Annotated in this window: 19 protein-coding genes; 14 read left to right on the forward strand and 5 right to left on the reverse strand. The window is 69.4% G+C overall.

The annotated features are described in order from the left end of the window. The first annotated feature begins 7 nt into the window (after window positions 1–7). Complete coding sequence (locus ACFVM3_RS15450) at window positions 8–754, forward strand: DUF742 domain-containing protein (protein WP_378439135.1); 747 nt, start codon at window positions 8–10, stop codon at window positions 752–754. 28 nt (window positions 755–782) lie between these two features. Further along, complete coding sequence (locus tag ACFVM3_RS15455) at window positions 783–1,346, forward strand: ATP/GTP-binding protein (RefSeq protein ID WP_007033694.1); 564 nt, start codon at window positions 783–785, stop codon at window positions 1,344–1,346. A gap of 48 nt (window positions 1,347–1,394) precedes the next feature. Here the strand turns inward: ACFVM3_RS15455 and ACFVM3_RS15460 are convergent, their stop codons facing one another. From ACFVM3_RS15460 to ACFVM3_RS15470, 3 genes are all read right to left on the reverse strand, one after another. Next, window positions 1,395–1,952, reverse strand: coding sequence for a dihydrofolate reductase family protein (locus ACFVM3_RS15460; protein WP_378439136.1), 558 nt, complete (start codon window positions 1,950–1,952; stop codon window positions 1,395–1,397). 100 nt (window positions 1,953–2,052) lie between these two features. Continuing rightward, complete coding sequence (locus ACFVM3_RS15465; protein WP_378439138.1) at window positions 2,053–2,706, reverse strand: DUF899 domain-containing protein; 654 nt, start codon at window positions 2,704–2,706, stop codon at window positions 2,053–2,055. Continuing rightward, window positions 2,699–3,037: a helix-turn-helix transcriptional regulator gene (locus ACFVM3_RS15470; protein WP_125675475.1), complete on the reverse strand. Its 339-nt coding sequence runs from the start codon at window positions 3,035–3,037 to the stop codon at window positions 2,699–2,701. Before ACFVM3_RS15470 ends, ACFVM3_RS15465 begins: the two co-directional genes overlap by 8 nt. Window positions 3,038–3,172: 135 nt before the next feature. On the opposite strand from ACFVM3_RS15470, the gene icmF reads away from it, so the two are divergent. From icmF to ACFVM3_RS15485, 3 genes are read left to right on the forward strand one after another with little or no spacing between them, the layout of a single operon-like run. Further along, a complete protein-coding gene (icmF, locus tag ACFVM3_RS15475; protein WP_378439141.1) occupies window positions 3,173–6,409 on the forward strand; it encodes a fused isobutyryl-CoA mutase/GTPase IcmF in 3,237 nt (1,078 codons plus the stop codon). A gap of 41 nt (window positions 6,410–6,450) precedes the next feature. Further along, window positions 6,451–7,296 (forward strand): LLM class F420-dependent oxidoreductase, encoded by an 846-nt coding sequence (locus ACFVM3_RS15480; RefSeq protein ID WP_378439143.1) that lies wholly within the window; start codon window positions 6,451–6,453, stop codon window positions 7,294–7,296. Beyond that, a complete protein-coding gene (locus ACFVM3_RS15485; protein ID WP_007033688.1) occupies window positions 7,293–8,282 on the forward strand; it encodes a TIGR03557 family F420-dependent LLM class oxidoreductase in 990 nt (329 codons plus the stop codon). Before ACFVM3_RS15480 ends, ACFVM3_RS15485 begins: the two co-directional genes overlap by 4 nt. A 60-nt stretch (window positions 8,283–8,342) precedes the next feature. Here ACFVM3_RS15485 and kstR read toward each other — a convergent pair whose 3' ends face one another. After that, the gene (gene kstR / locus ACFVM3_RS15490) at window positions 8,343–8,990 is read right to left on the reverse strand and encodes a cholesterol catabolism transcriptional regulator KstR (protein ID WP_378439209.1); all 648 of its coding nucleotides are present in this window, start codon (window positions 8,988–8,990) and stop codon (window positions 8,343–8,345) included. 145 nt (window positions 8,991–9,135) lie between these two features. Between kstR and ACFVM3_RS15495 the strand changes: the two genes are divergently transcribed. The 3 genes from ACFVM3_RS15495 (at window position 9,136) to ACFVM3_RS15505 (ending at window position 15,285) form a co-directional block, all read left to right on the forward strand. Further along, a complete protein-coding gene (locus ACFVM3_RS15495) occupies window positions 9,136–11,211 on the forward strand; it encodes an acyl-CoA dehydrogenase family protein (RefSeq protein WP_378439145.1) in 2,076 nt (691 codons plus the stop codon). 115 nt (window positions 11,212–11,326) lie between these two features. Then, entirely contained in the window at window positions 11,327–14,101 is a 2,775-nt protein-coding gene (locus tag ACFVM3_RS15500) for a DEAD/DEAH box helicase (protein ID WP_378439147.1), read from the forward strand. Then, the gene (locus ACFVM3_RS15505; RefSeq protein WP_378439149.1) at window positions 14,101–15,285 is read left to right on the forward strand and encodes an SWIM zinc finger family protein; all 1,185 of its coding nucleotides are present in this window, start codon (window positions 14,101–14,103) and stop codon (window positions 15,283–15,285) included. Before ACFVM3_RS15500 ends, ACFVM3_RS15505 begins: the two co-directional genes overlap by 1 nt. A gap of 178 nt (window positions 15,286–15,463) precedes the next feature. On the opposite strand, the gene ACFVM3_RS15510 is transcribed toward ACFVM3_RS15505, so the two are convergent. Next, window positions 15,464–16,711, reverse strand: a complete 1,248-nt coding sequence (locus ACFVM3_RS15510; RefSeq protein ID WP_378439151.1) for an alpha/beta hydrolase fold domain-containing protein — start codon at window positions 16,709–16,711, stop codon at window positions 15,464–15,466. Between the two features lie 66 nt (window positions 16,712–16,777). Here ACFVM3_RS15510 and ACFVM3_RS15515 point away from each other — a divergent pair, with 66 nt between their 5' ends. From ACFVM3_RS15515 to ACFVM3_RS15540, 6 genes are all read left to right on the forward strand, one after another. Then, window positions 16,778–18,169 (forward strand): wax ester/triacylglycerol synthase family O-acyltransferase, encoded by a 1,392-nt coding sequence (locus ACFVM3_RS15515; protein ID WP_378439153.1) that lies wholly within the window; start codon window positions 16,778–16,780, stop codon window positions 18,167–18,169. A gap of 88 nt (window positions 18,170–18,257) precedes the next feature. Then, complete coding sequence (locus tag ACFVM3_RS15520; RefSeq protein ID WP_378439155.1) at window positions 18,258–19,322, forward strand: acyl-CoA dehydrogenase family protein; 1,065 nt, start codon at window positions 18,258–18,260, stop codon at window positions 19,320–19,322. Between the two features lie 4 nt (window positions 19,323–19,326). Then, on the forward strand, window positions 19,327–20,499 hold the full coding sequence (locus ACFVM3_RS15525; RefSeq protein WP_378439157.1) for an acyl-CoA dehydrogenase family protein: 1,173 nt from the start codon (window positions 19,327–19,329) through the stop codon (window positions 20,497–20,499). Further along, complete coding sequence (locus ACFVM3_RS15530) at window positions 20,496–21,410, forward strand: bifunctional MaoC family dehydratase N-terminal/OB-fold nucleic acid binding domain-containing protein (protein ID WP_378439159.1); 915 nt, start codon at window positions 20,496–20,498, stop codon at window positions 21,408–21,410. The genes ACFVM3_RS15525 and ACFVM3_RS15530 overlap by 4 nt, the downstream gene beginning before the upstream one ends. After that, window positions 21,407–21,802: a MaoC family dehydratase gene (locus ACFVM3_RS15535; protein ID WP_378439161.1), complete on the forward strand. Its 396-nt coding sequence runs from the start codon at window positions 21,407–21,409 to the stop codon at window positions 21,800–21,802. Before ACFVM3_RS15530 ends, ACFVM3_RS15535 begins: the two co-directional genes overlap by 4 nt. After that, window positions 21,802–22,971, forward strand: coding sequence for a lipid-transfer protein (locus ACFVM3_RS15540; RefSeq protein WP_378439163.1), 1,170 nt, complete (start codon window positions 21,802–21,804; stop codon window positions 22,969–22,971). Before ACFVM3_RS15535 ends, ACFVM3_RS15540 begins: the two co-directional genes overlap by 1 nt. Window positions 22,972–22,992 lie beyond the last annotated feature (21 nt).

Genomic DNA, 22,992 nt, shown 5'->3' on the forward strand with positions numbered 1-22,992 from the left:
TGTCCCGATGAGCACCGGGTCCGGATCCTTCGGCGAACCGCCGGGGACGGGTGAACACCAGCCCCCGCACGCGGGGGCTGCCAATGCTGCCGGTTCACGGGACGACGGCACCTTCGCCGACGTCCTGAACGGCTTCACCCTGGATTCGGGACGTGGTCGTCGGAAGCGCAAGAAGAACAAGCACCCTCAGGATTCCCGGGCGGGCGGAACACCCGCCACCGGGGAATCGGCAGTCCCGCAGCCGACCGATCAAGGAGACCGCGTGACCTCACTTGCTTCTCCACCCGACAGCGGCGCAGGTGCCGTCGGGCCGAGACCAGGTGGTCTTTTCGACCCGGGCCCGCCCAGCGGCGAGTTCATCATGCCCGCCGTCTTCGAGCAATCGCCGTCGCCGCTCGAAGAGACGGCGATCGTCCGTCCCTATGCCCTCACCGGGGGCCGGACCAAGGCGAACTACGCTCTCGAGCTGGAGACCCTCATCTCCACCAAGGACCACGTCGACTCGGGTAGCCTCCCCGCGATCGCCGCGGACCAGATCGAATGCGTTTCGATCATCGAGGAGTGCCGCACCCCGCGTTCGGTCGCCGAGATCGCGGCGACCCTGCGCGTGCCGCTGGGTGTGGCGCGCGTGCTGATCAGCGACGCGGCGGACGCGGGACTGGTCAGCGTGCACAAGACGATTTCGGGCAATGACGGCGCCGAGGCACATCTGGTGTTGATGGAAAGGGTTTTGAGTGGACTCCGTCGGCTTTAAGGCACCGCGGGAAACCGCGCCCCCGACCATGACATCCGCGAAGATCGTCGTGGCGGGTGGCTTCGGTGCGGGTAAGACGACCTTCGTCGGTTCGGTGTCGGAGATCGTCCCGCTCACCACCGAGGCGATGATGACGGACGCCAGTCGGGGGATCGACAACCTCGACCAGACGCCCAACAAATCGACCACCACGGTCGCGATGGACTTCGGCCGGGTCTCCCTGGACGCGGACCTGATCCTCTACCTGTTCGGCACGCCCGGGCAGCAGCGGTTCTGGTTCATGTGGGACGACCTCGTCCGCGGCGCGATCGGCGCCGTGGTGCTGGCCGACACGCGGCGGCTGGCCGACTCGTTCGCGCCGATCGACTTCTTCGAGGACCGGGGCCTGCCCTATATCGTCGGGGTGAACACCTTCGACGGCATCCTCGAGCACGACATCAACGACGTGCGTGAGGCGCTGTCGATCGACCCCAACATCCCGATCGTCCGCTGCGACGCCAGGGAGCGGGAGTCGACGAAGCAGACGCTGATCACGCTGGTCGAGTACGCGATGCGGCAGTGGATCGCCTTGCGCGCGAGCAACGCGAGGTGAACCTGACGGCGGCAGCGTAGGGGCTGCCGCCCAGGGCTTCACCTCACCTCACTTGGCTTCGTAGGTCAGCAGAACCGCGCGCCCGTCCATCGTCCGGGTGCCGGTCAGCCGCAGGTCCGTGCGCACTCCGCCGCCGAACACCTGCTTGCCGCCGCCGAGCACCACCGGGTGCACGACGACGTGGAACTCGTCGATCAGGCCGTGGTCGGCGAGCGCGGTGGCCAGCTCGGCCCCGCCCATCAGCAGCAGATCCTTGCCGGGCCTGCGCTTGAGTTCGGTGACCCGCTCGGTGAGGTCACCGCCGATCACTTCGGTGTTCCAGCCGGCCTCGTCCAGCGTCCGGGAGAACACGATCTTCGGCGTCTCGCGCCAGATCGGGGCGTACTCGAGATCGTGCGGGTGGTCGGAGATCTCTTCCGCCTGCGGCCAGTAGGACGACATCATGTCCCAGACCCGCCGTCCGTAGAGGAGAGTGTCGGCTCGGTCGGTGAGCTCCTGCGAGTGGGCGGACAGCTCCGGGCCCATCTCGGCCCAGTCGAACTCGCCGTTCGGGCCCTCGATGCGGCCGTCGAGCGAGGTGTGGACGGCGTAGACGAGCTTGCGCATGGCTTGATCCCTCCGGTGTGGCGCCCGCCTTCCGGGCGCCGGACACCGAGGGGTCGGAGCGGGCGCGGGGTTCTCGACATGCTCCGCGAAAAGTTTTTGCTCAGTACTCGTCGTGCCGCTTCCACCAGTACCCGGGGCCGTCGGTCCCGCGGCCGGACTCCTCCCAGGCCTCCTGCCGCCCGAACGGGGTCAGGTCCAGGTAGCGCAGCGTCCCCACCAGCTGGTCCCCGCCGCGACCGGTGGTGAAGTACGTCCGGAACACCTCGTCGCCGTCGCGCAGGAAGACGCTGACGCCGAACCCGCCGTCGATACCGCAGTCCGGGTTGAAGCCGTCGACGGTCGAGACCCACGGGACGGTCCAGCCCATCCGCTCCTTGTACCGCTCGATTTCGGGCAGTGTCGCCGGCGCGACGACGTACAGCGTGGTGTCGCGGGCGTGCAGGTGGGCCAGGTGGCCGATGTTGTCCACGAGCATCGAGCAGCCGGGGCAGCCCGCCTTCTGCCCGGGGGCGAGCATGAAGTGGTAGACGATCAACTGACGCCGTCCCTCGAACAGGTCGAGGAGGGTGACGCGGCCCTGGGGCCCGTCGAACCCGTAGGTGCTGTCGAAGCGCACCATCGGCAGCCGTCGCCGTTCGGCGGCGATCGCGTCCGCGGCGCGGGTGAGCTCCTTTTCCTTGGCCAGCAACGCGTCCCTGGCGATCTGCCATTCGCCCGCCGAGACGACTTCCGGCAGGGTGACGGTTTCAGTCATTTCGTTCGCCTTTCCTCAGTTCCGCCAGGTGCTCTTCCATGCGGTCGAAACCGCCTTCCCAGAAGCGCCGGTACCGCTCGACCCATTCGGAGACGTCGCCGAGCGGGGCGGCCTCCAGCCGGCAGGGCCGCCATTGCGCGGTCCGGCTCCGGCTGATCAAGCCCGCGCGTTCGAGGACCTTGAGATGTTTGGAGATGGCTTGGAGGCTGACCGGAAAGGGTTCGGCCAGCTCGTTGACGCTGGCCTCGCCGGTGGCCAGCCGGGCGAGGATCGCCCGCCGGGTGGGGTCCGCCAGTGCGGCGAACGTGGCGCTGAGCTGATCAGTGGTCATCGCTGCTCAATCAATCGGTTGTTTAACCTGCAAGTTGAATATACTGGTGCGCGTCGATCTGTCAAGGATGAGTGAGAGCGCCATCACGCAAGTGGATGGGTTTAAAACAGTAGGAAGTCCAAGTATTTTGGAGGGATGAGCAGCGACCTGCACCGGCCCGTGAACCCCGTTCGTTTCGTGACGGCGTCGAGTCTCTTCGACGGGCACGACGCGTCCATCAACATCATGCGGCGCATCCTGCAGTCGCAGGGCGCGGAGGTCGTGCACCTCGGGCACAACCGGTCGGTCGACGAGGTCGCCACCGCGGCCATCGCCGAGGACGTCCAGGGCGTGGCCATCAGCGCCTACCAGGGCGGGCACGTCGAGTACTTCAGCTACCTGGTCGAGCTGCTCAACGAGCGCGGCGCGGGGCATGTCAAGGTGTTCGGCGGCGGCGGTGGGGTCATCGTCCGCGAGGAGATCGACCTGCTGCACTCGCGGGGTGTCGCGCGGATCTTCTCGCCGGAGGACGGCTACGAGATGGGCCTCCCGGGCATGATCAATCTGATGATCAAGGCCTGCGACACGGACCTGTCCGCGCAGTCGCCCGGGTCGCTGGACAAACTGCTTTCGGGTGACATCCCGGCGCTGTCCCGGGTCATCACGCAGCTGCAGCGCGAGGCGCTGCCGCAGGACGCGCTCGACAAGATCACCGAAGCCGCCAAGACGCGGACGGTGCCGGTCTTGGGCATCACCGGGACGGGTGGTTCCGGCAAGTCGTCGCTCACCGACGAGCTGATCCGCCGGTTCAGGCTGGACCAGGAGGACAAGCTCCGCATCGCCGTGCTCGCCGTCGACCCGTCGCGCCGCAAGGGCGGGGGAGCGCTGCTCGGGGACCGCATCCGGATGAACTGCCTCGATGGCAGCCCGGTCTACTTCCGTTCACTCGCCACCCGGACCACCAGCGGCGAGATCCCCACCGGACTCTCCGAGTCCATCCTCGCCTGCAAGGCCGCCGGGTTCGACCTGGTGATCGTCGAGACGCCCGGTATCGGCCAGGGCGACGCCGGCATCGTCGACTACGTGGACCAGTCGCTGTACGTCATGACGCCGGAGTTCGGCGCGGCTTCGCAGCTGGAGAAGATCGACATGCTCGACTTCGCCGACGCGGTGGCGATCAACAAGTTCGAGCGCCGCGGCGCCGAAGACGCCCGCCGGGATGTCGCGCGCCAGCTCGTGCGCAACCGCGAGGCGTTCAGCTCCTCGCCTGAGGATATGCCGGTCTACGGCACCAGCGCCGCGAAGTTCAACGACGACGGCGTCACCGCGCTCTACCAGCACCTGCGCGACACCCTGGCCGAACGCGGCCTGACCGTCTCGGCAGGCGTGCTCCCGAAGGTCGAGGGCAAGGTGTCCACCGACGCCAGCACGATCATCCCGGCCAACCGGACGCGCTACCTCGCGGAGATCTCGGAGACCGTCCGCGGTTACCACGCCAAGACCGAGCAGCAGGTCGCCGCGCTGCGCAAACGCGAGCACCTCGCCGCCGCCAAGGAGGCGCTGGCCGCCGTCGACGCGAGCACCGACGCGCTCGACGGCCTGCTCGCCGCGGCCGAGTCCGATGTGGACGGTGAGTCGGCGAATCTGCTGGCCCGCTTCCAGGAACTGGCCGAGTCCTACCGTGCCGACGAGCTGGTCGTGAAGATCCGCGACAAGGAACTGCACACCCAGCTCTGGCGCGACACACTCTCCGGCAACCGGATCCCGCGGGTGGCGCTGCCGCGCTACACCGAGTCCGGCGAGCTGCTGTCGTTCCTGCGCCGCGAGCACCTTCCCGGCTACTTCCCTTACACCGCAGGCGTTTTCCCGTTCAAGCGCGAGGGCGAGGACCCGGCGCGGATGTTCGCGGGCGAGGGCGACCCGTTCCGCACCAACAAGCGGTTCAAGCTCCTTTCGGCCGACTCCGAGGCGAAGCGCCTTTCGACCGCTTTCGACTCCGTGACGCTGTACGGGCACGACCCGCACACCCGCCCCGACATCTACGGCAAGGTCGGCACCTCGGGCGTCTCCATCGCGACGCTGGAGGACATGGAGGTGCTCTACGACGGCTTCGATCTGACTTCGCCGAACACCTCGGTGTCGATGACGATCAACGGGCCGGCGCCGACGATCCTCGCGTTCTTCCTCAACACCGCGATCGACCAGCGGATGGCGGCGTTCAAGGCCGAGCACGGCCGCGAGCCGTCCGAAGCCGAGGCCGCCGAACTGCGCGAATGGGCGCTGCGCAACGTCCGCGGCACCGTGCAGGCGGACATCCTCAAGGAGGACCAGGGGCAGAACACCTGCATCTTCTCCACCGAGTTCAGCCTGCGCATGATGGCCGACATCCAGGAATGGTTCATCGAGCACGGCGTCCGGAACTTCTACTCGGTGTCGATCTCCGGCTACCACATCGCCGAGGCCGGGGCGAACCCGATCTCGCAGCTGGCGTTCACCCTGTCGAACGGCTTCACCTACGTCGAGAGCTACCTCGCGCGCGGGATGGACATCGACGACTTCGCGCCGAACCTGTCGTTCTTCTTCTCCAATGGCATGGACGCCGAATACTCGGTGCTGGGCCGGGTCGCGCGCCGGATCTGGGCGGTCGCGATGCGGGAACGCTACGGCGCCAACGAGCGCTCGCAGAAGCTCAAGTACCACGTGCAGACCTCCGGCCGGTCGCTGCACGCGCAGGAGATGAGCTTCAACGACATCCGGACCACGCTGCAGGCGCTGTGCGCGCTGTACGACAACGCGAACTCCTTGCACACCAACGCTTTCGACGAGGCGATCACCACGCCGTCGGAGAGCTCGGTGCGGCGCGCGATGGCGATCCAGATGATCATCAACAAGGAATGGGGCCTGTCGAAGAACGAGAACCCGTTGCAGGGCTCGTTCATCATCGACGAGCTGACCGATCTGGTCGAAGAGGCCGTGCTGCTGGAGTTCGACCGGATCTCCGAGCGCGGCGGTGTCCTTGGCGCGATGGAGACCGGCTACCAGCGCGGCAAGATCCAGGACGAGTCGATCCTCTACGAACGCCAGAAGCACGACGGCACGCTGCCGATCATCGGCGTCAACACCTTCCGCAACCCGAACGGCGGCGAGGACGACGTCGAGGTCGAACTCGCGCGGGCGACCGAGGACGAGAAGCGTTCGCAGCTGGAGCGGCTCGAGGACTTCCAGCGCCGTCACCACGCCGAAGCTCAGGTCGCGCTCAAGACCCTGCGCGAGGCCGCGACCAGGGGCGGCAACCTGTTCGGTGTCCTGATGGACGCGGCGCGGGTGTGCTCGCTCGGCCAGATCACCGAGGCGTTCTTCGAGGTGGGCGGGCAGTACCGGCGTAACGTGTAGCGGCGGGAATATCGCGGGCCGTGTTCGGGTAGTTGCTGGACATGGAGATCGGAATCGCCACCTTCGTCACCGATGAAGGCATCAGGCCGGACGTCCTTGCCGCAGCCGCCGAAGAGCGCGGGTTCAGCTCGCTCCACATCGCGGAGCATTCGCATATCCCGGTCAGCCGGGAAACGCCGTACCCGGGCGGTGGCGAGCTGCCGCGGATCTACTACCGGACCCTGGACCCGTTCGTCGCGCTGACCGCGGCGGCTGGGGCAACGTCGAACCTGAAGCTGGGGACGGGCGTCGCGTTGCTGCAGCAGCGCGACGTCATCCACACGGCGAAAGAGGTCGCTTCGCTGGACCTGGTCTCGCGAGGCCGGTTCGTCTTCGGGGTCGGCGTCGGGTGGAACCGGGAGGAAATGCGCAATCACGGCACCGATCCGCGCACCCGCGGCGCGCTCGTCGACGAGCAACTCGCCGCGCTGAAGGAGATCTGGACGAAGGACGAGGCCGAATTCCACGGCGAGCACGTCGACTTCGACCCGATCTTCGCGTGGCCGAAGCCGGTGCAGAAACCGCATCCGCCGATCTACATCGGCGGCGCCGGGCAGAAGGCGATGGAGCGGATCGCCAAGTACGGCGACGGCTGGCTGCCGCACGCCCACACCCCGCCGGAGGAGCTTCGCCGGGCGCGTCAGTGGCTGGCGGACCAGGGCCGTAGCGACCTCACGTTCTCTGCTTTCGGCGCCACTCCGGAGGAGGACACGCTGGGCAGGCTGGCCGAGGGCGGCGTCGACGAGGCGACGCTCTTCCTGCCGACCGAGCCCGAAGCGGCGACACTGGAACGACTCGACCAGTTCGCGAAGGTCGCCGAAAGCTTTCGAAAGGGGCAGCAGGCGTGACTGAGGTTCAAATCGGCTTGGCCGCGGCACTGGAGCAGTTCTCGCCGCGCGAGTCGATCCGGCTGGCGGCACTGGCCGAACAGCACGGATTCTCCGGCCAGATGGCCGCCGACCACTTCCAGCCGTGGGTCCCTCAACAGGGTGAAGCGTCCTTCGTGTGGAGCGTGCTCGCGTCCCTGGCGGAGAACACCACCGGTGACCTCGGGCCGGGCGTGACCTGCCCGTCGTTCCGGCTGCACCCGTCGATGGTCGCGCAGGCCGCGGCGACGCTGGAGGCGACCTACCCCGGCCGGACGTGGCTCGGCATCGGCTCCGGTGAAGCGCTCAACGAGCACATCATCGGCGGTTACTGGCCCGAAGCGCCCGAGCGCGTACGGCGGATGTTCGAGGCGCTCGAAGTCATCCGGAAGCTGTTCACCGGCAAGGACGTCAAGCACAGCGGCGAGTTCTTCAAGCTGCACACCACCCGGCTGTGGACGCTGCCGGACGAGCCGCCGCCGATCTACATCGCGTCGGCGGGCCCGTACACCTCACGCAAGACCGGTGAGCTCGCGGACGGGCTGATCACGCCGGGCGCGTCGATCGAGAAGCTGGCGGGGATCCTCGACAACTTCGGCACCGGCGCGCGGAAGGCCGGCAAGGACCCGGACTCGATGCCGAAGCTGCTGCAGGTGCACCTGTCGTGGGCCGAGGACGACGAGACGGCGTGGGCCAACGCGCTCGACCAGTGGCCCAACGGCGGCATGAAGTTCCCGAAGGCCGACATCCGCTCGCCGTTCGACTTCGCGCAGATGGCGAAACTGGTGCGGCGCGAGGACTTCGAGGGGCGCATGGTCGTCTCGTCCGATCCGGACGTGCACCGGGCGGCGCTGCAGAAGTACGTCGACGCCGGGTTCAACCGGATCTACATCCACAACGTGGGCCGGAACCAGGACGAGTTCATCGAGACCTTCGGGCGGGACGTGCTGCCGAAGCTGACCGCCTGACGCGCGCTATGAAAGGTCCTTTCCTTGCAAATTTCGCAAGGAAAGGACCTTTCATAGCGTTCAGACGTTCTTGTCCAGCAGCAGGTGCACCGACAGCTCCAGCCGGTTCGCGACGTCGGCCGCCGACGCGCGCCGCGTCACCCAGGCGACCAGGTTCGCCATCCAGACGTCGGCGATGACGTGGAAGATGTCGCGATCGGCCTCGGTCGGGTCCTCGATGCCCATGGCCTTGGCGAACATGTTCTCCATCAGCCGCCCGACCTGCTCGACCTCGGCGGCGGCGGTCGTGTCGGCGAACATGAACGCACGGACCATGGCTTCGGTCAGGTGCGGGTCTCGCTGCATCAGCCGGGTGTTGCGGCCGAGGACGAACATCAGTCGTTCGCTCGGGGTGTCGCCGGGGATGGCAGCGCGGTCGAGTTTCTCCTGCGCGCGTTCGAATTCCCTGGCCAGCCCGGAAACCAGCAGGTGGATCTTCGAGGGGAAGTAGCGGTACAGCGTGCCGAGCGCGACGTCCGCCTTCTCGGCGACCGCGCGCATCTGGACCGCGTCGTAGCCGCCCTTCGCGGCGAGGGTGAGGGTCGCGTCGATGATGCGGCGCCGCCGGTCGCGTTGTGCCGCGGAGCCGAGTTCCTCGCCGCCCAGCGCGGAGAGACCATTGCCGCTGCGCGTCTTCGCGCTCGTGGGTGCCTTGGCCTTCCCTGGCATCGCCACGTCCCCCTTCGTCGGAACTTGTTCCACTTTCCTCACGTAGCGTACCTAAGCGGACGAACTGTTCAAGACGTGACCCACTGGGCAAGAAACTGTAACACGTTCTACACTCGCGGGTAGGTCCGAGCAGGAGGTCTCACCCGTGTCGATCGCGCTCACCGAGGAACAGGCGGCGCTGGCCGCGTCGATCCGGGCTTGGGCGGCTTCCGCCCGTCCCGTCGACGCCGTCCGAAGTGGCCGGATCACCGAGGTGCCACCAGGCCTGGCGGAACTCGGGCTGTTCGGCGTGGCGATTCCCGAAGACGTCGGCGGCGCAGGCGGCACACTGGCCGATCTGGCCGCCGGGCTCGCCGAAGCGGCCGAAGCGCTCGTGCCCGGCCCGGTCCTCGGGACCGCGTTGGGCGGCGCGTTGCTCGCGACGATTCCCCAGGCCGCCAAGGAGATCCTGCCCGGTCTCGCGGACGGGACGGAACGGCTGGCGGTGGTGCTCGGCGGCGCCTTCCGTATCTCGGATTCGGTGGTCGACGGCCAGTCGGGCCCGGCTCTCGACGTTCACCCGTCGGCGTGGACGCTGGTCTCGGACGGCGACGTCTCCGCGCTCATCCCACCCGGAGCGTCCGGAGTGGACATCGAGCGGTGCGAGCCGTTCGACGTTTCCCGGCCGGTGGGCCGGGTCCGGTGCGCGAAGGTGCGGCCCGAAGCCGTTTTCGAGGCGCTGCCGGTGGATTCCTACGCCGCCACACTCGGCGCCGCGGAGGCCGCGGGGATCGCACGATGGTGTCTTCGGACCGCCGTCGACTACGCGAAGGTGCGGGTACAGTTCGGCCGCCCGATCGGGTCGTTCCAGGCGATCAAGCATCTGTGCGCGGAAATGCTGTGCCGGGCCGAAGCCACCGACGCGCTCGCGTGGGACGCGGCGAGGGCGGCCGAAGACCCGGCGCAGCACGCCCTCGCGGCCGCGACCGCGGCGGCCTACGCGCTCGACGCGGCCGTGGCCAACGCGAAGGACTGCATTCAGGTCCTCGGCGGTATCGGTTTCACCTGGGAGCATGACGCGCACTTCTACCTGCGGCGGGCCGTCGCCCTGCGGCAGTGGCTCGGCGGTTCGGCCCGCTGGCGTCGTCGTGCCGCCGGACTCGCGCTGCGCGGCGACCGCCGGACGTTGAGCGTCGACGTCGGCGAGGACGCCGGACTCCGTGCCCTGGTAGGCGAGATCGCCGCCTTGCCCGAGCCGGAACGCCGGGTCGCGCTGGCCGATTCGGGACTGCTGGCGCCGCATTGGCCTGTCCCGTACGGCAGGGGCGCCACCGCGGCCGAGCAGTTACGGATCGACGCCGCGCTCGACGGCGCGGGTGTCCGCCGCCCGGATCTGGTCATCGGCGGCTGGGCCGTGCCGACGTTGCTGGAACACGGCTCGGAGGAGCAGCGCGAACAGTTCGCCGTGCCCACACTGCGCGGCGAGATCACCTGGTGCCAGTTGTTCAGTGAGCCCGAGGCAGGCTCCGATCTCGCGTCGCTCCGCACCACGGCCCGCCGAGTCGACGGCGGATGGCTGCTGAACGGCCAGAAGGTGTGGACCTCGCTCGCGCGCGAAGCCGATTGGGCGATCTGCCTGGCGCGCACCGATCCGGACGCGCCGAAACACAAGGGGATCACCTACTTCCTCGTCGACATGACCGCGGCCGGGATCAGCACGCGCCCGCTGCGCGAGATCACCGGCGACGCCGTCTTCAACGAGGTCTTCCTCGACGACGTCTTCGTCCCGGACGAGATGGTGGTCGGCGAGGTCGACGGCGGCTGGCGGCTGGCGCGGACGACGCTGGCGAACGAGCGCGTGGCCCTCGGGAGCGGATCGGCGGTGGGGGAGGGCGTCGAGAATCTGCTCGCCACGCTGGGCGACGACGCCGACCTCGACCGGCTGGGCGCGCTGATCGCCGACGGCAGCGCGTGTTCGGTGCTGGACCTGCGGGCGACGCTGCGGCGGCTCGACGGCCAGGACCCCGGTGCCGAGTCGAGTGTGCGCAAACTGCTGGGGGTGCGGCATCGGCAGGCGGTGGCGGAGTTCGCCCTGGAGGCTTTGGGGGAGAACGCGCTCGTGGACGGTGACCCGGCGCAGCACGAGTTCCTGCTGACCCGGTGCCTCAGTATCGCGGGCGGGACGACGCAGGTGCTGCTGTCGCTGACGGCCGAGCGGTTGCTGGGGCTGCCTCGGTCCTGAAAGTCCCTGTCGCGGCACTTTGGCGTGCCATGAAAGGTCCTTTCCTTGCAAAATTGGCAAGGAAAGGACCTTTCATGGCACCGGCGCCCGACAGCTGTCGGTCCCGTGCTCTAACGTGCGGGTCGTGGAGTTCGGCACAGGAACCCAGGCCACCTTCGTCCCCTCGGATCCCCCTCGGGACGGAGTGCTGGCGCTCTGGGGAGACGGCGTAGCGGGTGACACCGCGATCGAACTCGTGCTTCCGGCGGGCAAGGACAACAAGGTCTTCCGGCGCACGAAGGTCGACGCGGCACTCGTCCCGCTGTCGCGCGCGATTCCGCGGCTGCTCACCGCGGACGGCGACCTGAGCCCGGCCATCGCCGCGTGGTCGGCCGTCGCCGAAGCCGGGGTGAACCTCATCGCCCGCGGAAGGCTGCTGCCCGCGGCCTCACCCGCCGGGGTGGATTCGTGGCGGGTCGGACCGCTCGACGTCGCCGACGAGGAGATGCTGCGCGGGCTCGCCGCCGCGCTGCCTCCCGAGGCGCACGCGTTGCCGCTGTCCGGGCTGAAGCGGATCCGGCTGCATTCGCCGGAGTCGTTGATCCGCGCGCTCTGGGACGCGACGGCGGACGTGCTGGTCCGCACGCCCGCGGCGAGTGTCGCGGCGGGCGGTCCGGCGTTCGCCGCGGCCGAGCCGACGCTGGTCGGCCCGGACGGGGCCGCGTGGCTGGCGGAGCTGAGCGCCCGGCAGGCCCAGGGCGCGCATCTCGTCCTGCGCATGGAGGTGCACGAGCCCGAGGATCCCGAAGAAGAGCCCACGTTCGCCTCGGTGCTCGCCGTGCGGAGCGCCGCCGATCCGAGCCTGATCGTCGAGGCGGCGACGCTGTGGGACGCGCCCGAAGCGGTGCTGGAACGGATGGGTGAGCAGGTCGAGACGCAGTTGCTGCTCGGCCTGCGCCGGGGCGCCAGGGCATGGGCGCCGCTCGGCCGCATGCTCCAGTCGGCCGCGCCGACCGGGCTCACGTTGGAGTACGACGAGGTCGTCGACCTGCTGACCCACGGGGACGCGGCGCTCGGCGGCGCCGGCATCGAGGTGCAGTGGCCGAAGGACCTCTTCGCGGGCGAGCTCAAGGCGAAGGCGAGCGCGACGCAGGCCCCGGGCAGCGTCACCGGGCCCGAGTTCACGCTCAAGAGCCTGCTGCAGTTCCGCTGGCGGCTGAGCCTCGGCGGCGAAGACCTCACCGACGCCGAGGTCACGGCGCTCGCGGAGGCGAAGCGGCCGCTGGTGCGGCTGCGGGGCAAATGGGTCAAGGTCGACGCGCGCCTGCTCGCCAAGGTGCGTGCCCATCGCGCGAAGAAGCTCTCCGGGGCCGAGGCGCTGGCCGCGGCGCTCACCGGCGAATTGGAGCTGGACGGCGAAAAGGTCGAGTTCACCGCGCCATCGGCGGTGACGGGGCTGCTTCAGCGAATCCGGGAAAGCGCCGCGGAACCGATCGAGCAACCCGCGGACCTGAAGGCCACCCTGCGGCCTTATCAGAAGGCGGGGCTGGCCTGGCTGGCGACGATGACCGGTCTCGGTCTCGGCGCCTGCCTCGCCGACGACATGGGGCTCGGCAAGACGATCCAGCTCATCTCCCTGCACCTGCATCGCCGTCCCCTCGGCGAGGGGCCCACCCTCGTCCTGTGCCCGACGTCGTTGCTGGGCAACTGGGAACGGGAGTTCGCCCGGTTCGCGCCGGACATCCCGGTCCGCCGGTTCCACGGTGGCGGGCGGCATCTCGACGAGGTCGCGCCGGACGAGGTCGTGCTCGCCACGTACGGCGTCCTCCGCCGGGATCGCGAGACACTGTCCGAAGTGGACTGGGGGATGATCGCCGCCGACGAGGCACAGCACGTCAAGAATCCGCTTTCGGTCACCGCCAAGGAGCTTCGGAAGATCCCGGCCGCCGCGAAGGTCGCGCTGACCGGGACGCCGATGGAGAACCGGCTCACCGAACTCTGGTCCATTGTGGACTGGACGACGCCGGGACTGCTCGGCTCGCTCGACGGGTTCCGCCGCAAGGTGGCCCGCCCGATCGAACGCGACCGTGACGTCGCCGCCACCGAGCGCCTCGCCGCGACCGTGCGCCCGTTCCTGTTGCGCCGCAGGAAGACCGACCCGGACATCGCCCCCGAACTCCCGCGCAAGACCGAGACCGACCGGTTCGTCCCGCTCACCGCCGAGCAGACGACGCTGTACGAGGCCGTGGTCCGGGAGAACCTCGCGATGATCCGCGAGCTGGACGGCGCGGCGAGGCGCGGTCAGGTGCTCAAACTGCTCACCGAGCTCAAGCAGATCTGCAACCATCCGGCGCAGTACCTCAAGGAACCAGGCGTGCTGCACGGCCGGTCCGGCAAGCTGGCCGCGTTCGAGGAGCTGCTCGACGTCATCCTCGACGAGGGCGACAGCGTGCTCGTGTTCAGCCAGTACGTCCAGTTGTGCCGTCTGCTGGAAAAGCGCCTGGCCGAACGCGGGCTGCCGACGATGCTGCTGTCCGGGTCGAGCACGCCCCAGGCACGGGAGGACATGGTCGCCCGGTTCCAGGCGGGCGAGGTGCCGGTGTTCCTGCTCTCCCTCAAGGCGGGCGGGGTCGGGCTCAACCTGACCAAGGCCACCCACGTGATCCACTACGACCGCTGGTGGAACCCGGCGGTCGAGGACCAGGCCACCGACCGCGCGTACCGGATCGGGCAGGACCGGCCGGTCCAGGTGCACCGGCTGATCGCCGAGGGCACGCTCGAGGAGCGCATCGCCAAGGTGCTGGAGACCAAACGCGGGCTGGCCGACGCGGTCGTAGGCGCCGGTGAGAACTGGATCACCGAACTCACCGACGACGAACTCGCCGACCTCGTCCGGCTCGGGGAGCCCTGATGCCCGGCGTGACAGGGCGGAAACGGCGCACCTTCGGCAACACGTGGTGGGGCAAGGCGTGGGTCGAGGCCCTGGAGGACCGCGCCAAACTCGATCCGAACCGGTTGCCGCGGGGGCGGACGTACGCGCGCAAGGGCACCGTCAGCAAGCTCGCGGTCGGCGAGGGCGAGGTGACGGCCTGGGTACAGGGAAGCCGGGCGGTGCCGTACCGGGTGACCATCCACATGCGGGCGTTCACCGGGCCGCAGTGGGAGAGCCTGCTCGGGATGGTCGGCTCCCGGCTCGGGCATGTCGCCGCCCTCCTCGACGGCGAGCTGCCCGGTGAGCTGGCCGAGGACGCCCGGGCCGTCGGCGCGGATCTGCTGCCGGGCCCCGGAGACCTGCGCCCGAAGTGCTCCTGTCCCGACAGCGCGAACCCGTGCAAGCACGTCGCCGCGGTGTACTACCTGGTCGCGGACGAGGTCGACGCCGATCCGTTCGTGCTGTTCCTGCTGCGTGGCAGGCCGAGGGAGGCCGTGCTCGCGGAACTGCGGTCCCGCCGCGCCCCCGCGAGCACGCCGGGCAAACGGGTGCGTGCCCCCGCCGCGCCCGGAGTGGACCCGAAACGCGCGTACACCCGGCGGATAGCCGCGCTCCCGCCGCGGCCTGCCGTCCCGGGCACGGTCGGGCCGCCCGCGGTCCTCGACGTCGACCCGCCGCACCGCACCGGCTGGACCGGCGAGATGTTCGTCGAACTGGCGGCCGACGCCGCCGCGCGGGCCTGGGAGCTGCTGGTCATGGGGCCCGAGCGAGAGGTGGAGCTGTCCTTCGAGGAAGACCTCGCGCGCCGCGCGGCGGCGAGTGACCCGCATGTGGTCGCCGAACTCGCCGAGGCGGCCGGGGTCGCGGTGCGGGATCTGGCCCTCTGGGCACAGGCCTGGCGTGAGGCGGGCCGGGGCGGGATGGCGGTGGTCCGCGACGCCTGGCGGCCCGGGCAGGCGCCGCTCGCCCAGGCCAGGACCGACCTCGCCGAATCGGGCCTGCCGGGCACGCCGAAGACCTGGCGGAACCGGATCACCCAGGGCGACCTGCAACTGCGTTACGGGCGAGACGAACGGTGGTACCGCTTCGTGCGCGACGGTGAGGGCTGGCGGGTCGACGGCCCGTCCTCCGCCCGGCCGACGGACGTGATCTACCCGCCCTGACCGGCGCCTTCCGGTGCCTTGGTCGTTTGAAGTACGTGAAGGGGTCCTTCCTTGCGTCTAATGCAGTGAAGGGGCCCTTCGCCCGCCATCGTTGTGACTGGTGGGGCTGCTGGAGCTAGAGGCGTGTGCGCCGAGTCCGTGAAGGCCTTGAGGGACCCAGAGTCCCTCAAGGAGGCCTTCACGGACCTGCGGCCCGGCGCCGCCACGTGCGATAACTCCACTCCAGGAACCGTTCCACCCCGCGGACGACGTGAGCGCTGCGGATCGAGGGGAAGACGTCGAAGGCGTGCTGCGCGCCGGAGATCTCCGCGTACGCGACCTCCCGCTGGGACTTCTCCCGCAGGCGCCGCACGAATTCGCGGGCCTCGCCCACCGGCACCAGCGAGTCGTGGACGCCGTGGATGACGAAGAACGGCGGCGCGTCCTCGGTGATCCGGTCCAGCGGTGAAGCCGCGATGTAGTCGTCGAGGAAGTTCACCGGATCCCGGTCCGCCTCGAAGACGTGCCGGGCGATCAGCGTCTTCAGCCGGGCCTGGCTGGAGCGTCGTCCGCTGGTCGCGGCGAAGTCGTACACGCCGTAGTGCGGGGCGCACGCCTGGATGCTCGTGTCGGCTTCGGTGAAGCCGGGCTGCAAAGCCGGGTCGTTCGCGGTCAGTGCCAGCAGCGCCGCGAGATGCCCGCCCGCGGAACCGCCGGTGACGGCGACGAACGACGGGTCGCCGCCGTAGGACTCGGCGTTGTCCCGGATCCAGGCCAGCGCGCGTTTCGCCGCGACGATATGCGCGGGCCAGCGGGCGGCGGGGGAGAGCGGGTAGTTGATCGCGATGCAGATCCAGCCGCGTTTGGCCATGTGCAGCATCAGGGGCAGGCCCTGCTGGTCCTTGTTGCCGATCACCCAGGCACCGCCGTGCACCTGGAGCAGGATCGGCGCGCCGGTGACCGGCTCGCGCGGGGCGTAGACGTCGAGCAGGAATCGCTTCCCGCCGGGCGCGTAGGCGATGTTGCGGGTCCGCCGGACGTCGGGGTCACGCATGCGGAACGGCATGGCGAGCTGGCCCCACGGGGTCGCGAGGTCGGTCGGGCTCGGCGGGTGATCGAGTTCGTCGGCATACGCCTTGCCGATTCCTTCGGTGAGCGCGGTCTCGATCTCGTCGCGGGCCCGCTGGGACTGCGCGATCAGGGTGCCGAGCCCGGCCGCGGACGCCGCCGCGAGCGCGAGCCCGGCCTTGCTCGATCCACCCCGGTGCCGGGCGACATGCGCCGCCGCGTCGGCCGCGGTGAGCGCGAGCAGATGCGGCGCGAGCTCCCCGGTGAGCCAGCCCGCGAAGAACGCCGGAATCGCTGTACGCGCACCTCGCGGCGGCTTCAGCGCGTTCGCGGTGAGCGCGAGCTGGAGTGCCTGACGGACGACGAAACTCGGCTGCATGGACACCGATCCTACCGCCGGGTGACCACCTAGAACGGGTTGCAAAGTTCACTTAAGGTGCTTCTCATGCAGAGATTGAGCGGTCTGGACGCGAGTTTCCTCTACCTGGAGACACCGGCCCAGGTCCTGCATATATGCGGGCTGCTCACCTTGGACGGTTCGACCATGCCCGGTGGCTACGATTTCGACCGCTTCAAGGAGAAGCTGGCCGAACGGGTCGAGCTGATCCCGGCGTTCCGGCGCAAACTGCACAATCCACTCTGGAATCTGGCGCATCCGGTCTGGGTCGAGGACGAGGATTTCGACCTCGAAGCCCACGTTCACCGGATCGGCGTACCCGCCCCCGGTGACCGGCGGGAACTGGCCGAACTCGCCGCCCACATCGCGGGACAACGACTGGACCGCGCACAGCCGCTCTGGCAGTTGTACGTCATCGAAGGCCTGGCCGACGGCGGGATCGCGGTCCTGCTGAAGATGCACCACGCCAGCGTCGACGGGGTCGGCGGCGCCAGCCTGATCAGCTACCTCGCGGGGCTCGACCCGGACGCTCCGCCACCGGAGATCGCGAAGGACGAACGCGGCAACGCCGGTGTTCCCGGCAGGCGCGCGCTGCTCGGCGCGGGGCTGACGTCGTTCGCGAAACGGCCGGTCGAGCTCGTGAAACTGCTGCCCGATCTGCTCGAACTCGTGCCGAGATGGCTGGGGAAAGCGTTGCAGGGCAAGGGAATGCCGGTCCCGTTCACCGCGCCGCGCACGTCGTTCAACGGGACGATCACCGCGCACCGCAGCGTCGCCTACGCCTCTCTCGACCTCGACGACGTCAAGCAGGTCAAGAACGCCTTTGGGGTCACCGTCAACGACGTCGTCCTCGCCGTGGTCGCCGGCGCGCTGCGGCAGTTCCTGCGAGACCGGGGCGAGCTACCGGAGGATCCGCTGGTGGCGACCGTGCCCGTGTCGGTGCACGGCCGGACCGAACGTGAGCACGGCAGCAACAAGGTCTCGGCGTTCTTCGCCTCGCTGCCGACCCATCTCGACGATCCCGCCGCGCGGGTGTTCATGCTCGCGGAATCCAACCGGCTGTCCAAGGACCATCACCACACCATCGACGCGGACATGCTCCAGGACTGGGCGCAGTTCTCGGCGGCGACCATGTTCGGCCTCGCGGTGCGCGCGTATTCCGCGCTGCGCCTGGCCGAACGGCATCCGGTGGTGCACAACCTGGTGGTCTCCAACGTGCCGGGGCCGCCGATGCCGCTGTACCTGCTGGGCTGCCGGATCACCGGGCTCTATCCGCTCGGCCCGGTGTTCCACGGCGCCGGGCTCAACGTCACCGTGCTGTCCAACGCGGGCAGGGTCGACGTCGGCCTGCTCGGCGCCCGAGAACTCACCGGTGACCTGTGGCCGCTCGCCGACCATTTCCCCGACGCCCTCGCGGAACTGCTCAAAGCCACCTCCTAGCTCCTCACCCCTTGCCGTCACGGCTCCTTCCGGTTAAGACTAGAACAGGTTTCAATATTGTGCCCGTTCGCCCCGGTGAGGAGCCAGTGTGGACTTCCAGTTCGACGAGACGCAGACCGAGGTCACCGCGCTGGCCGCGCGCGTCCTCGGCAAGGAGCGTGACCCCGGCGACACGTGGCGCGCGCTCGCCGACGCCGGTCTGCTCGCCCTGGCGCTGCCCACCGAACTCGGTGGTGACGGGCTCGGCGTCGCCGAAGTCGCTTTGGTGCTGACCGAACTCGGGCGCGTCGCCTCGCCGACGCCCGCGCTGGCGTCGCTGGCGTTCGGAGTCCTGCCGGTCACCGCGCTCGGTGGCCCGGACCAGCTTGCGTCGCTGCTCCCGCCGGTCGCCGCGGGCGAAGCCGTGCTCACCGCCGCGCTGCACGAGCCTTCCGCACCCTTCAGCACCCGGCCCGCGACCGTCGCGGAATCGGCGGGAGATTGGCGCCTGAGCGGCGTCAAGATCGGCGTGCCGTACGCGGCGGAGGCGACCCGGATCCTCACGCCCGCTTCGCTGCCAGGCGGTACCGGAGTCTTCCTGGTCGATCCGCGCGCGGACGGCGTGACGCTGAGCCCGACGAGAACCTCTTCCGGTACACCGGATTACACGATGACGCTCGATTCGGTGACCGTCACCGACGCCGATCTCCTCAACGGGCACGGTCCCGGGGAGTCGATCGCGACGCTGCACCGGTTCGCGCTCGCGGGCGCCGTGGCGTTCGGCGACGGGCTGCTCGCCGGCGCGCTCGCGCTGACCACCGAGCACGTCGGCGAACGTGAGCAGTTCGGGCGCCCGCTGGCGGCGTTCCAGGCGGTGGCGCAACAGATCGCGGACGTCTACGTCGCCTCGCGGACGGTCCAGCTGGCCGCGCGGTCGGCGGTCTGGCGGCTCGCGGCGGGGCTCGACGCCGAGGCGGAGCTCGACATCGCGGCGTACTGGCTGGCAGAGGAGGCGCCCGCGGCGCTGGCCGTCTGCCATCACCTGCACGGCGGGGTCGGCGTGGACGAAACGTATCCGCTGCACCGGTTCTCGTCGGCGGTCAAGGATCTGGGACGAACGCTCGGCGGCGCCACGCATCGGCTGGCCGGACTGGGCGAACTGGTGGCGGGGTGAACCGATGCTGATCGAACTGACCGCGGCGCAACACCAGTTGCGCTCCGAACTGCGAAAGTACTTCGCCGGACTGGTGAGCGCCGACGAGCGGCGCGCGATGCTGCGGGAGCGGCACGGCCCGGTGTACCGCGAGATCGTGCGGCGAATGGGCCGCGACGGCCGGCTCGGCGTCGGCTGGCCGGAACAGTACGGCGGCCGGGGGTTCGGCGAGATCGAGCAGCACATCTTCGTCGACGAGGCCGCCCGCGCCGACGTGCAGCTGCCGTCGGTGACCTTGCAGACCGTCGGGCCCACGCTTCAGGCGTACGGCACCGAGGAGCAGAAATCCCTGTTCCTGCCCAAGATTCTCGCCGGTGAGGTGCATTTCGCCATCGGCTACACCGAGCCCGACGCGGGAACGGACCTCGCCGCGCTGCGTACGACAGCGGTGCGCGAAGGGGACGAGTACGTCGTCAACGGCCAGAAGATCTTCACCACCGGCGGGCACGACGCCGACTACATCTGGCTGGCCGTACGGACCGCTCCGGACGCGCCGAAACACAAGGGGATCTCGATCCTCATCATGGACACCCGCGATCCGGGCTATTCGTGGACGCCGATCATCACCTGCGACGGTGCGCACCATGTGAACGCCACCTACTACACGGACGTCCGCGTCCCCGCGAACATGCTGGTGGGCAAGGAGAACGAGGGCTGGCGGCTGATCACCACCCAGCTGAACCACGAACGCGTCATGCTCGGCCCCGCCGGGCGGATCGGAGGTCTTCACGACCGCGTCCGCGAATGGGCGGCGTCCAGGAAGACGCCGGACGGCACGCCGTTGCTCCAGCTACCCGACGTCAGGGCCGTGCTCGCGGAAACGTTGGCGACCGCCCGGGTCAACGAACTGCTGAACTGGCAGGTCGCGGCGTCGTCGGCGACCGGGCCGGTGGCGGTGGCCGACGCGTCGGCCACCAAGATCTTCGGTTCCGAACGCATCCAGCGGCTGGCCAGGAGGTTGGAGGAGATCGTGGCGCGACACGGCGACCAGGCCGACGCCGAAACCGCGGAACTGGCGCTGTGGCTGGACGTGGTGGCCAAACGCAATCTGGTGCTCACCTTCGGCGGCGGCGTCAACGAGATCCAGCGCGAGCTGATCGCCACCGCCGGGCTGGGCCTGCCGAGGGTGCCGCGATGAGCATCCAGGAAGCCGCCGAACGCATCGCCGCGCGCGGGGAATCCGCGCCGCGGGCCGCGCGCGACGCGGTCAACCAGGCGATGGTGAACAACTGGGTCGAAGCCATCGGCGACCGCAATCCGGTGTACGTCGACGAAGAGTTCGCCGCCAAGAGTGTCCACAAAGGACTCGTCGCGCCGCCCGCGATGGCGCAGGTGTGGACGATGGGCGGGCTGCACTGGACGAGGGCGTCGGACGACCCGCTCGGCGCGATGATGGAGGTGCTCGACGAAGCCGGGTTCACCTCGGTCGTCGCGACGAACTCCGAGCAGAACTACTTCCGCTATCTCCGGCACGGTGAGCGGGTCGAAGCGACCGCGAAACTCGAAAGTGTCGTCGGGCCGAAGCGGACCGCGCTGGGCGAGGGCTGGTTCGTGACGACGAAGACCACCTGGTACGTCGGTGACGAGGCCGTCGCGGACATGGTGTTCCGGGTGCTGAAGTTCCGTCCGCCGGGCGCCGAACCCGCCAAGACGGCCGCGCCCGTGTTGCGGCCGGTGATCAGCAAGGACACCGAATTCTTCTGGTCGGGGCTGCGTGACGGGGAACTGCGGATCCAGCGGTGGGGCGAGACCCTGCGGCACCCGCCCGGCCCGATGTCGCCGGACGGCGACTTCGACGCGAAGCCGGACTACGTCGTGGCGTCCGGACGGGGCACGGTCTACAGCTACGTCGTGCACCACCATCCGAAGGTTCCCGGCAAGGATCTGCCGTTCGTGGTCGCGCTCGTCGAGCTGGAGGAAGGTGTCCGGGTGATGGGCGAGCTGCTCGACGCCGATCCCGAGTCCGTCCACATCGGACTTCCGGTGGAAGCGGCCTTCGTGAAGATCGACGAGGAACTGACGTTGCCCGCTTGGAGGGTCGCGCGATGAAGGACTGTTCGGTCGGCACCGAGCTGCCGCCGCTGAAGATCGAGGCCACCCCCACGTTCGTGGTGAGCACGGCGCTGGCGACCCGGGATTTCCAGGACGTCCACCACGACCGTGACGCCGCCGTGCGGCGCGGGTCGAAGGACATCTTCCTCAACATCCTCACCGACACCGGTCTGGTGCAGCGGTTCGTCACCGACTGGGCGGGGCCGGAGGCGTTCGTCCGGTCGATCAAGATCCGGCTCGGTGTGCCCTGCTACGCCTACGACACGCTGACCTTCACCGGACGGGTCACGGAACGGGACGGCGACGACGTGGTGGTCGCGGTGTCCGGTGTGGACAGTCTGGGTGAGCACGTGGTCGGCACCGTGGCGCTGACGCTGGGAGGCGAGTGATGACCCTGTCCGGACGGGCGGCCATCGCCGGGATCGGAGCCACGGAGTTCTCGAAGGATTCCGGACGTAGCGAGCTGCGGCTGGCGGCGGAAGCGGTCTCGAGCGCGGTGAAGGACGCGGGGCTCGCTCCGTCCGATGTGGACGGTTTGGTATCGTTCACCATGGACGGCAACAGCGAGATCGCGGTCGCGCGGGAGCTGGGCATCCCCGAACTCAAGTTCTTCAGCCGGATCCACTACGGCGGCGGGGCCGCGGCCGCGACCGTGCAGCAGGCCGCGATGGCCGTCGCGACCGGTGTCGCGGACGTCGTCGTCGCGTACCGGGCGTTCAACGAACGGTCGGGGATGCGGTTCGGCCAGGTGTCCTCGGCCGCGGCGGGGCAGGTGAACTCCTCCGGCGTCGACAACGCGTTCCACTACCCGATGGGGATCGCGACCCCGGCCGCGACCGTCGCCATGCTCGCCCGGCGGTACATGCACGAGTACGGCGCGACCAGCGAGGATTTCGGCCGGGTGGCGGTCGTCGACCGTGCCCGCGCGGCGACCAACCCCAAGGCCTGGTTCTACGGCAAGCCGATCACGCTCGAAGACCATCAAGCCTCCCGCTGGGTCGCCGAGCCGTTGCACCTGCTGGACTGCTGCCAGGAGAGCGACGGTGGGGTCGCCCTGGTGATCGTCAGCGCCGAGCGGGCGCGTGACCTGCCGCGCAGGCCCGCCGTGATCGCGGCGGCCGCGCAAGGGAGCGGGCCGGACCAGTACGTGATGACCAGCTACTACCGCGACGATCTCCCGGCGCTGCCCGAAATGGGTGTCGTGGGAAGGCAGCTGTGGGCGCAGTCCGGGCTGGGGCCCGGGGACATGGACCTCGCCGTGCTGTACGACCACTTCACCCCTTATGTCCTGATGCAACTGGAAGAACTCGGCTTCTGCGGGAAGGGCGAGGCCAAGGACTTCATCGGCGGCGGAACCCTCGAACTCGACGGGAAGCTCCCGCTCAACCCGCACGGCGGACAGCTGGGGGAGGCCTACATCCACGGGATGAACGGGATCGCCGAGGGTGTCCGGCAGCTCCGGGGCGAGGCCGTCAACCAGGTCGACGGGGCGGCGCGGGTGCTGGTGACCGCCGGCACCGGCGTCCCCACGAGCGGACTGGTCCTGACGGCGGGCTGAGATCACCTCAATGTCCGATGG

This window comes from Amycolatopsis sp. NPDC057786 (assembly GCF_042797905.1).
GTDB lineage: Bacteria > Actinomycetota > Actinomycetes > Mycobacteriales > Pseudonocardiaceae > Amycolatopsis.

What these genes read in the sequence shown, in the direction of transcription:
- ACFVM3_RS15460 (WP_378439136.1), bottom strand. Translation starts at nt 1,952, where the DNA reads ATGCGCAAGCTCGTCTACGCCGTCCACACCTCGCTCGACGGCCGCATC.
- ACFVM3_RS15465 (WP_378439138.1), bottom strand. Translation starts at nt 2,706, where the DNA reads ATGACTGAAACCGTCACCCTGCCGGAAGTCGTCTCGGCGGGCGAATGG.
- ACFVM3_RS15515 (WP_378439153.1), top strand. Translation starts at nt 16,778, where the DNA reads ATGCAGAGATTGAGCGGTCTGGACGCGAGTTTCCTCTACCTGGAGACA.
- ACFVM3_RS15540 (WP_378439163.1), top strand. Translation starts at nt 21,802, where the DNA reads ATGACCCTGTCCGGACGGGCGGCCATCGCCGGGATCGGAGCCACGGAG.
- ACFVM3_RS15470 (WP_125675475.1), bottom strand. Translation starts at nt 3,037, where the DNA reads ATGACCACTGATCAGCTCAGCGCCACGTTCGCCGCACTGGCGGACCCC.
- ACFVM3_RS15535 (WP_378439161.1), top strand. Translation starts at nt 21,407, where the DNA reads ATGAAGGACTGTTCGGTCGGCACCGAGCTGCCGCCGCTGAAGATCGAG.
- ACFVM3_RS15505 (WP_378439149.1), top strand. Translation starts at nt 14,101, where the DNA reads ATGCCCGGCGTGACAGGGCGGAAACGGCGCACCTTCGGCAACACGTGG.
- icmF (WP_378439141.1), top strand. Translation starts at nt 3,173, where the DNA reads ATGAGCAGCGACCTGCACCGGCCCGTGAACCCCGTTCGTTTCGTGACG.
- ACFVM3_RS15480 (WP_378439143.1), top strand. Translation starts at nt 6,451, where the DNA reads ATGGAGATCGGAATCGCCACCTTCGTCACCGATGAAGGCATCAGGCCG.
- kstR (WP_378439209.1), bottom strand. Translation starts at nt 8,990, where the DNA reads ATGCCAGGGAAGGCCAAGGCACCCACGAGCGCGAAGACGCGCAGCGGC.
- ACFVM3_RS15530 (WP_378439159.1), top strand. Translation starts at nt 20,496, where the DNA reads ATGAGCATCCAGGAAGCCGCCGAACGCATCGCCGCGCGCGGGGAATCC.
- ACFVM3_RS15450 (WP_378439135.1), top strand. Translation starts at nt 8, where the DNA reads ATGAGCACCGGGTCCGGATCCTTCGGCGAACCGCCGGGGACGGGTGAA.
- ACFVM3_RS15525 (WP_378439157.1), top strand. Translation starts at nt 19,327, where the DNA reads ATGCTGATCGAACTGACCGCGGCGCAACACCAGTTGCGCTCCGAACTG.
- ACFVM3_RS15455 (WP_007033694.1), top strand. Translation starts at nt 783, where the DNA reads ATGACATCCGCGAAGATCGTCGTGGCGGGTGGCTTCGGTGCGGGTAAG.
- ACFVM3_RS15510 (WP_378439151.1), bottom strand. Translation starts at nt 16,711, where the DNA reads ATGCAGCCGAGTTTCGTCGTCCGTCAGGCACTCCAGCTCGCGCTCACC.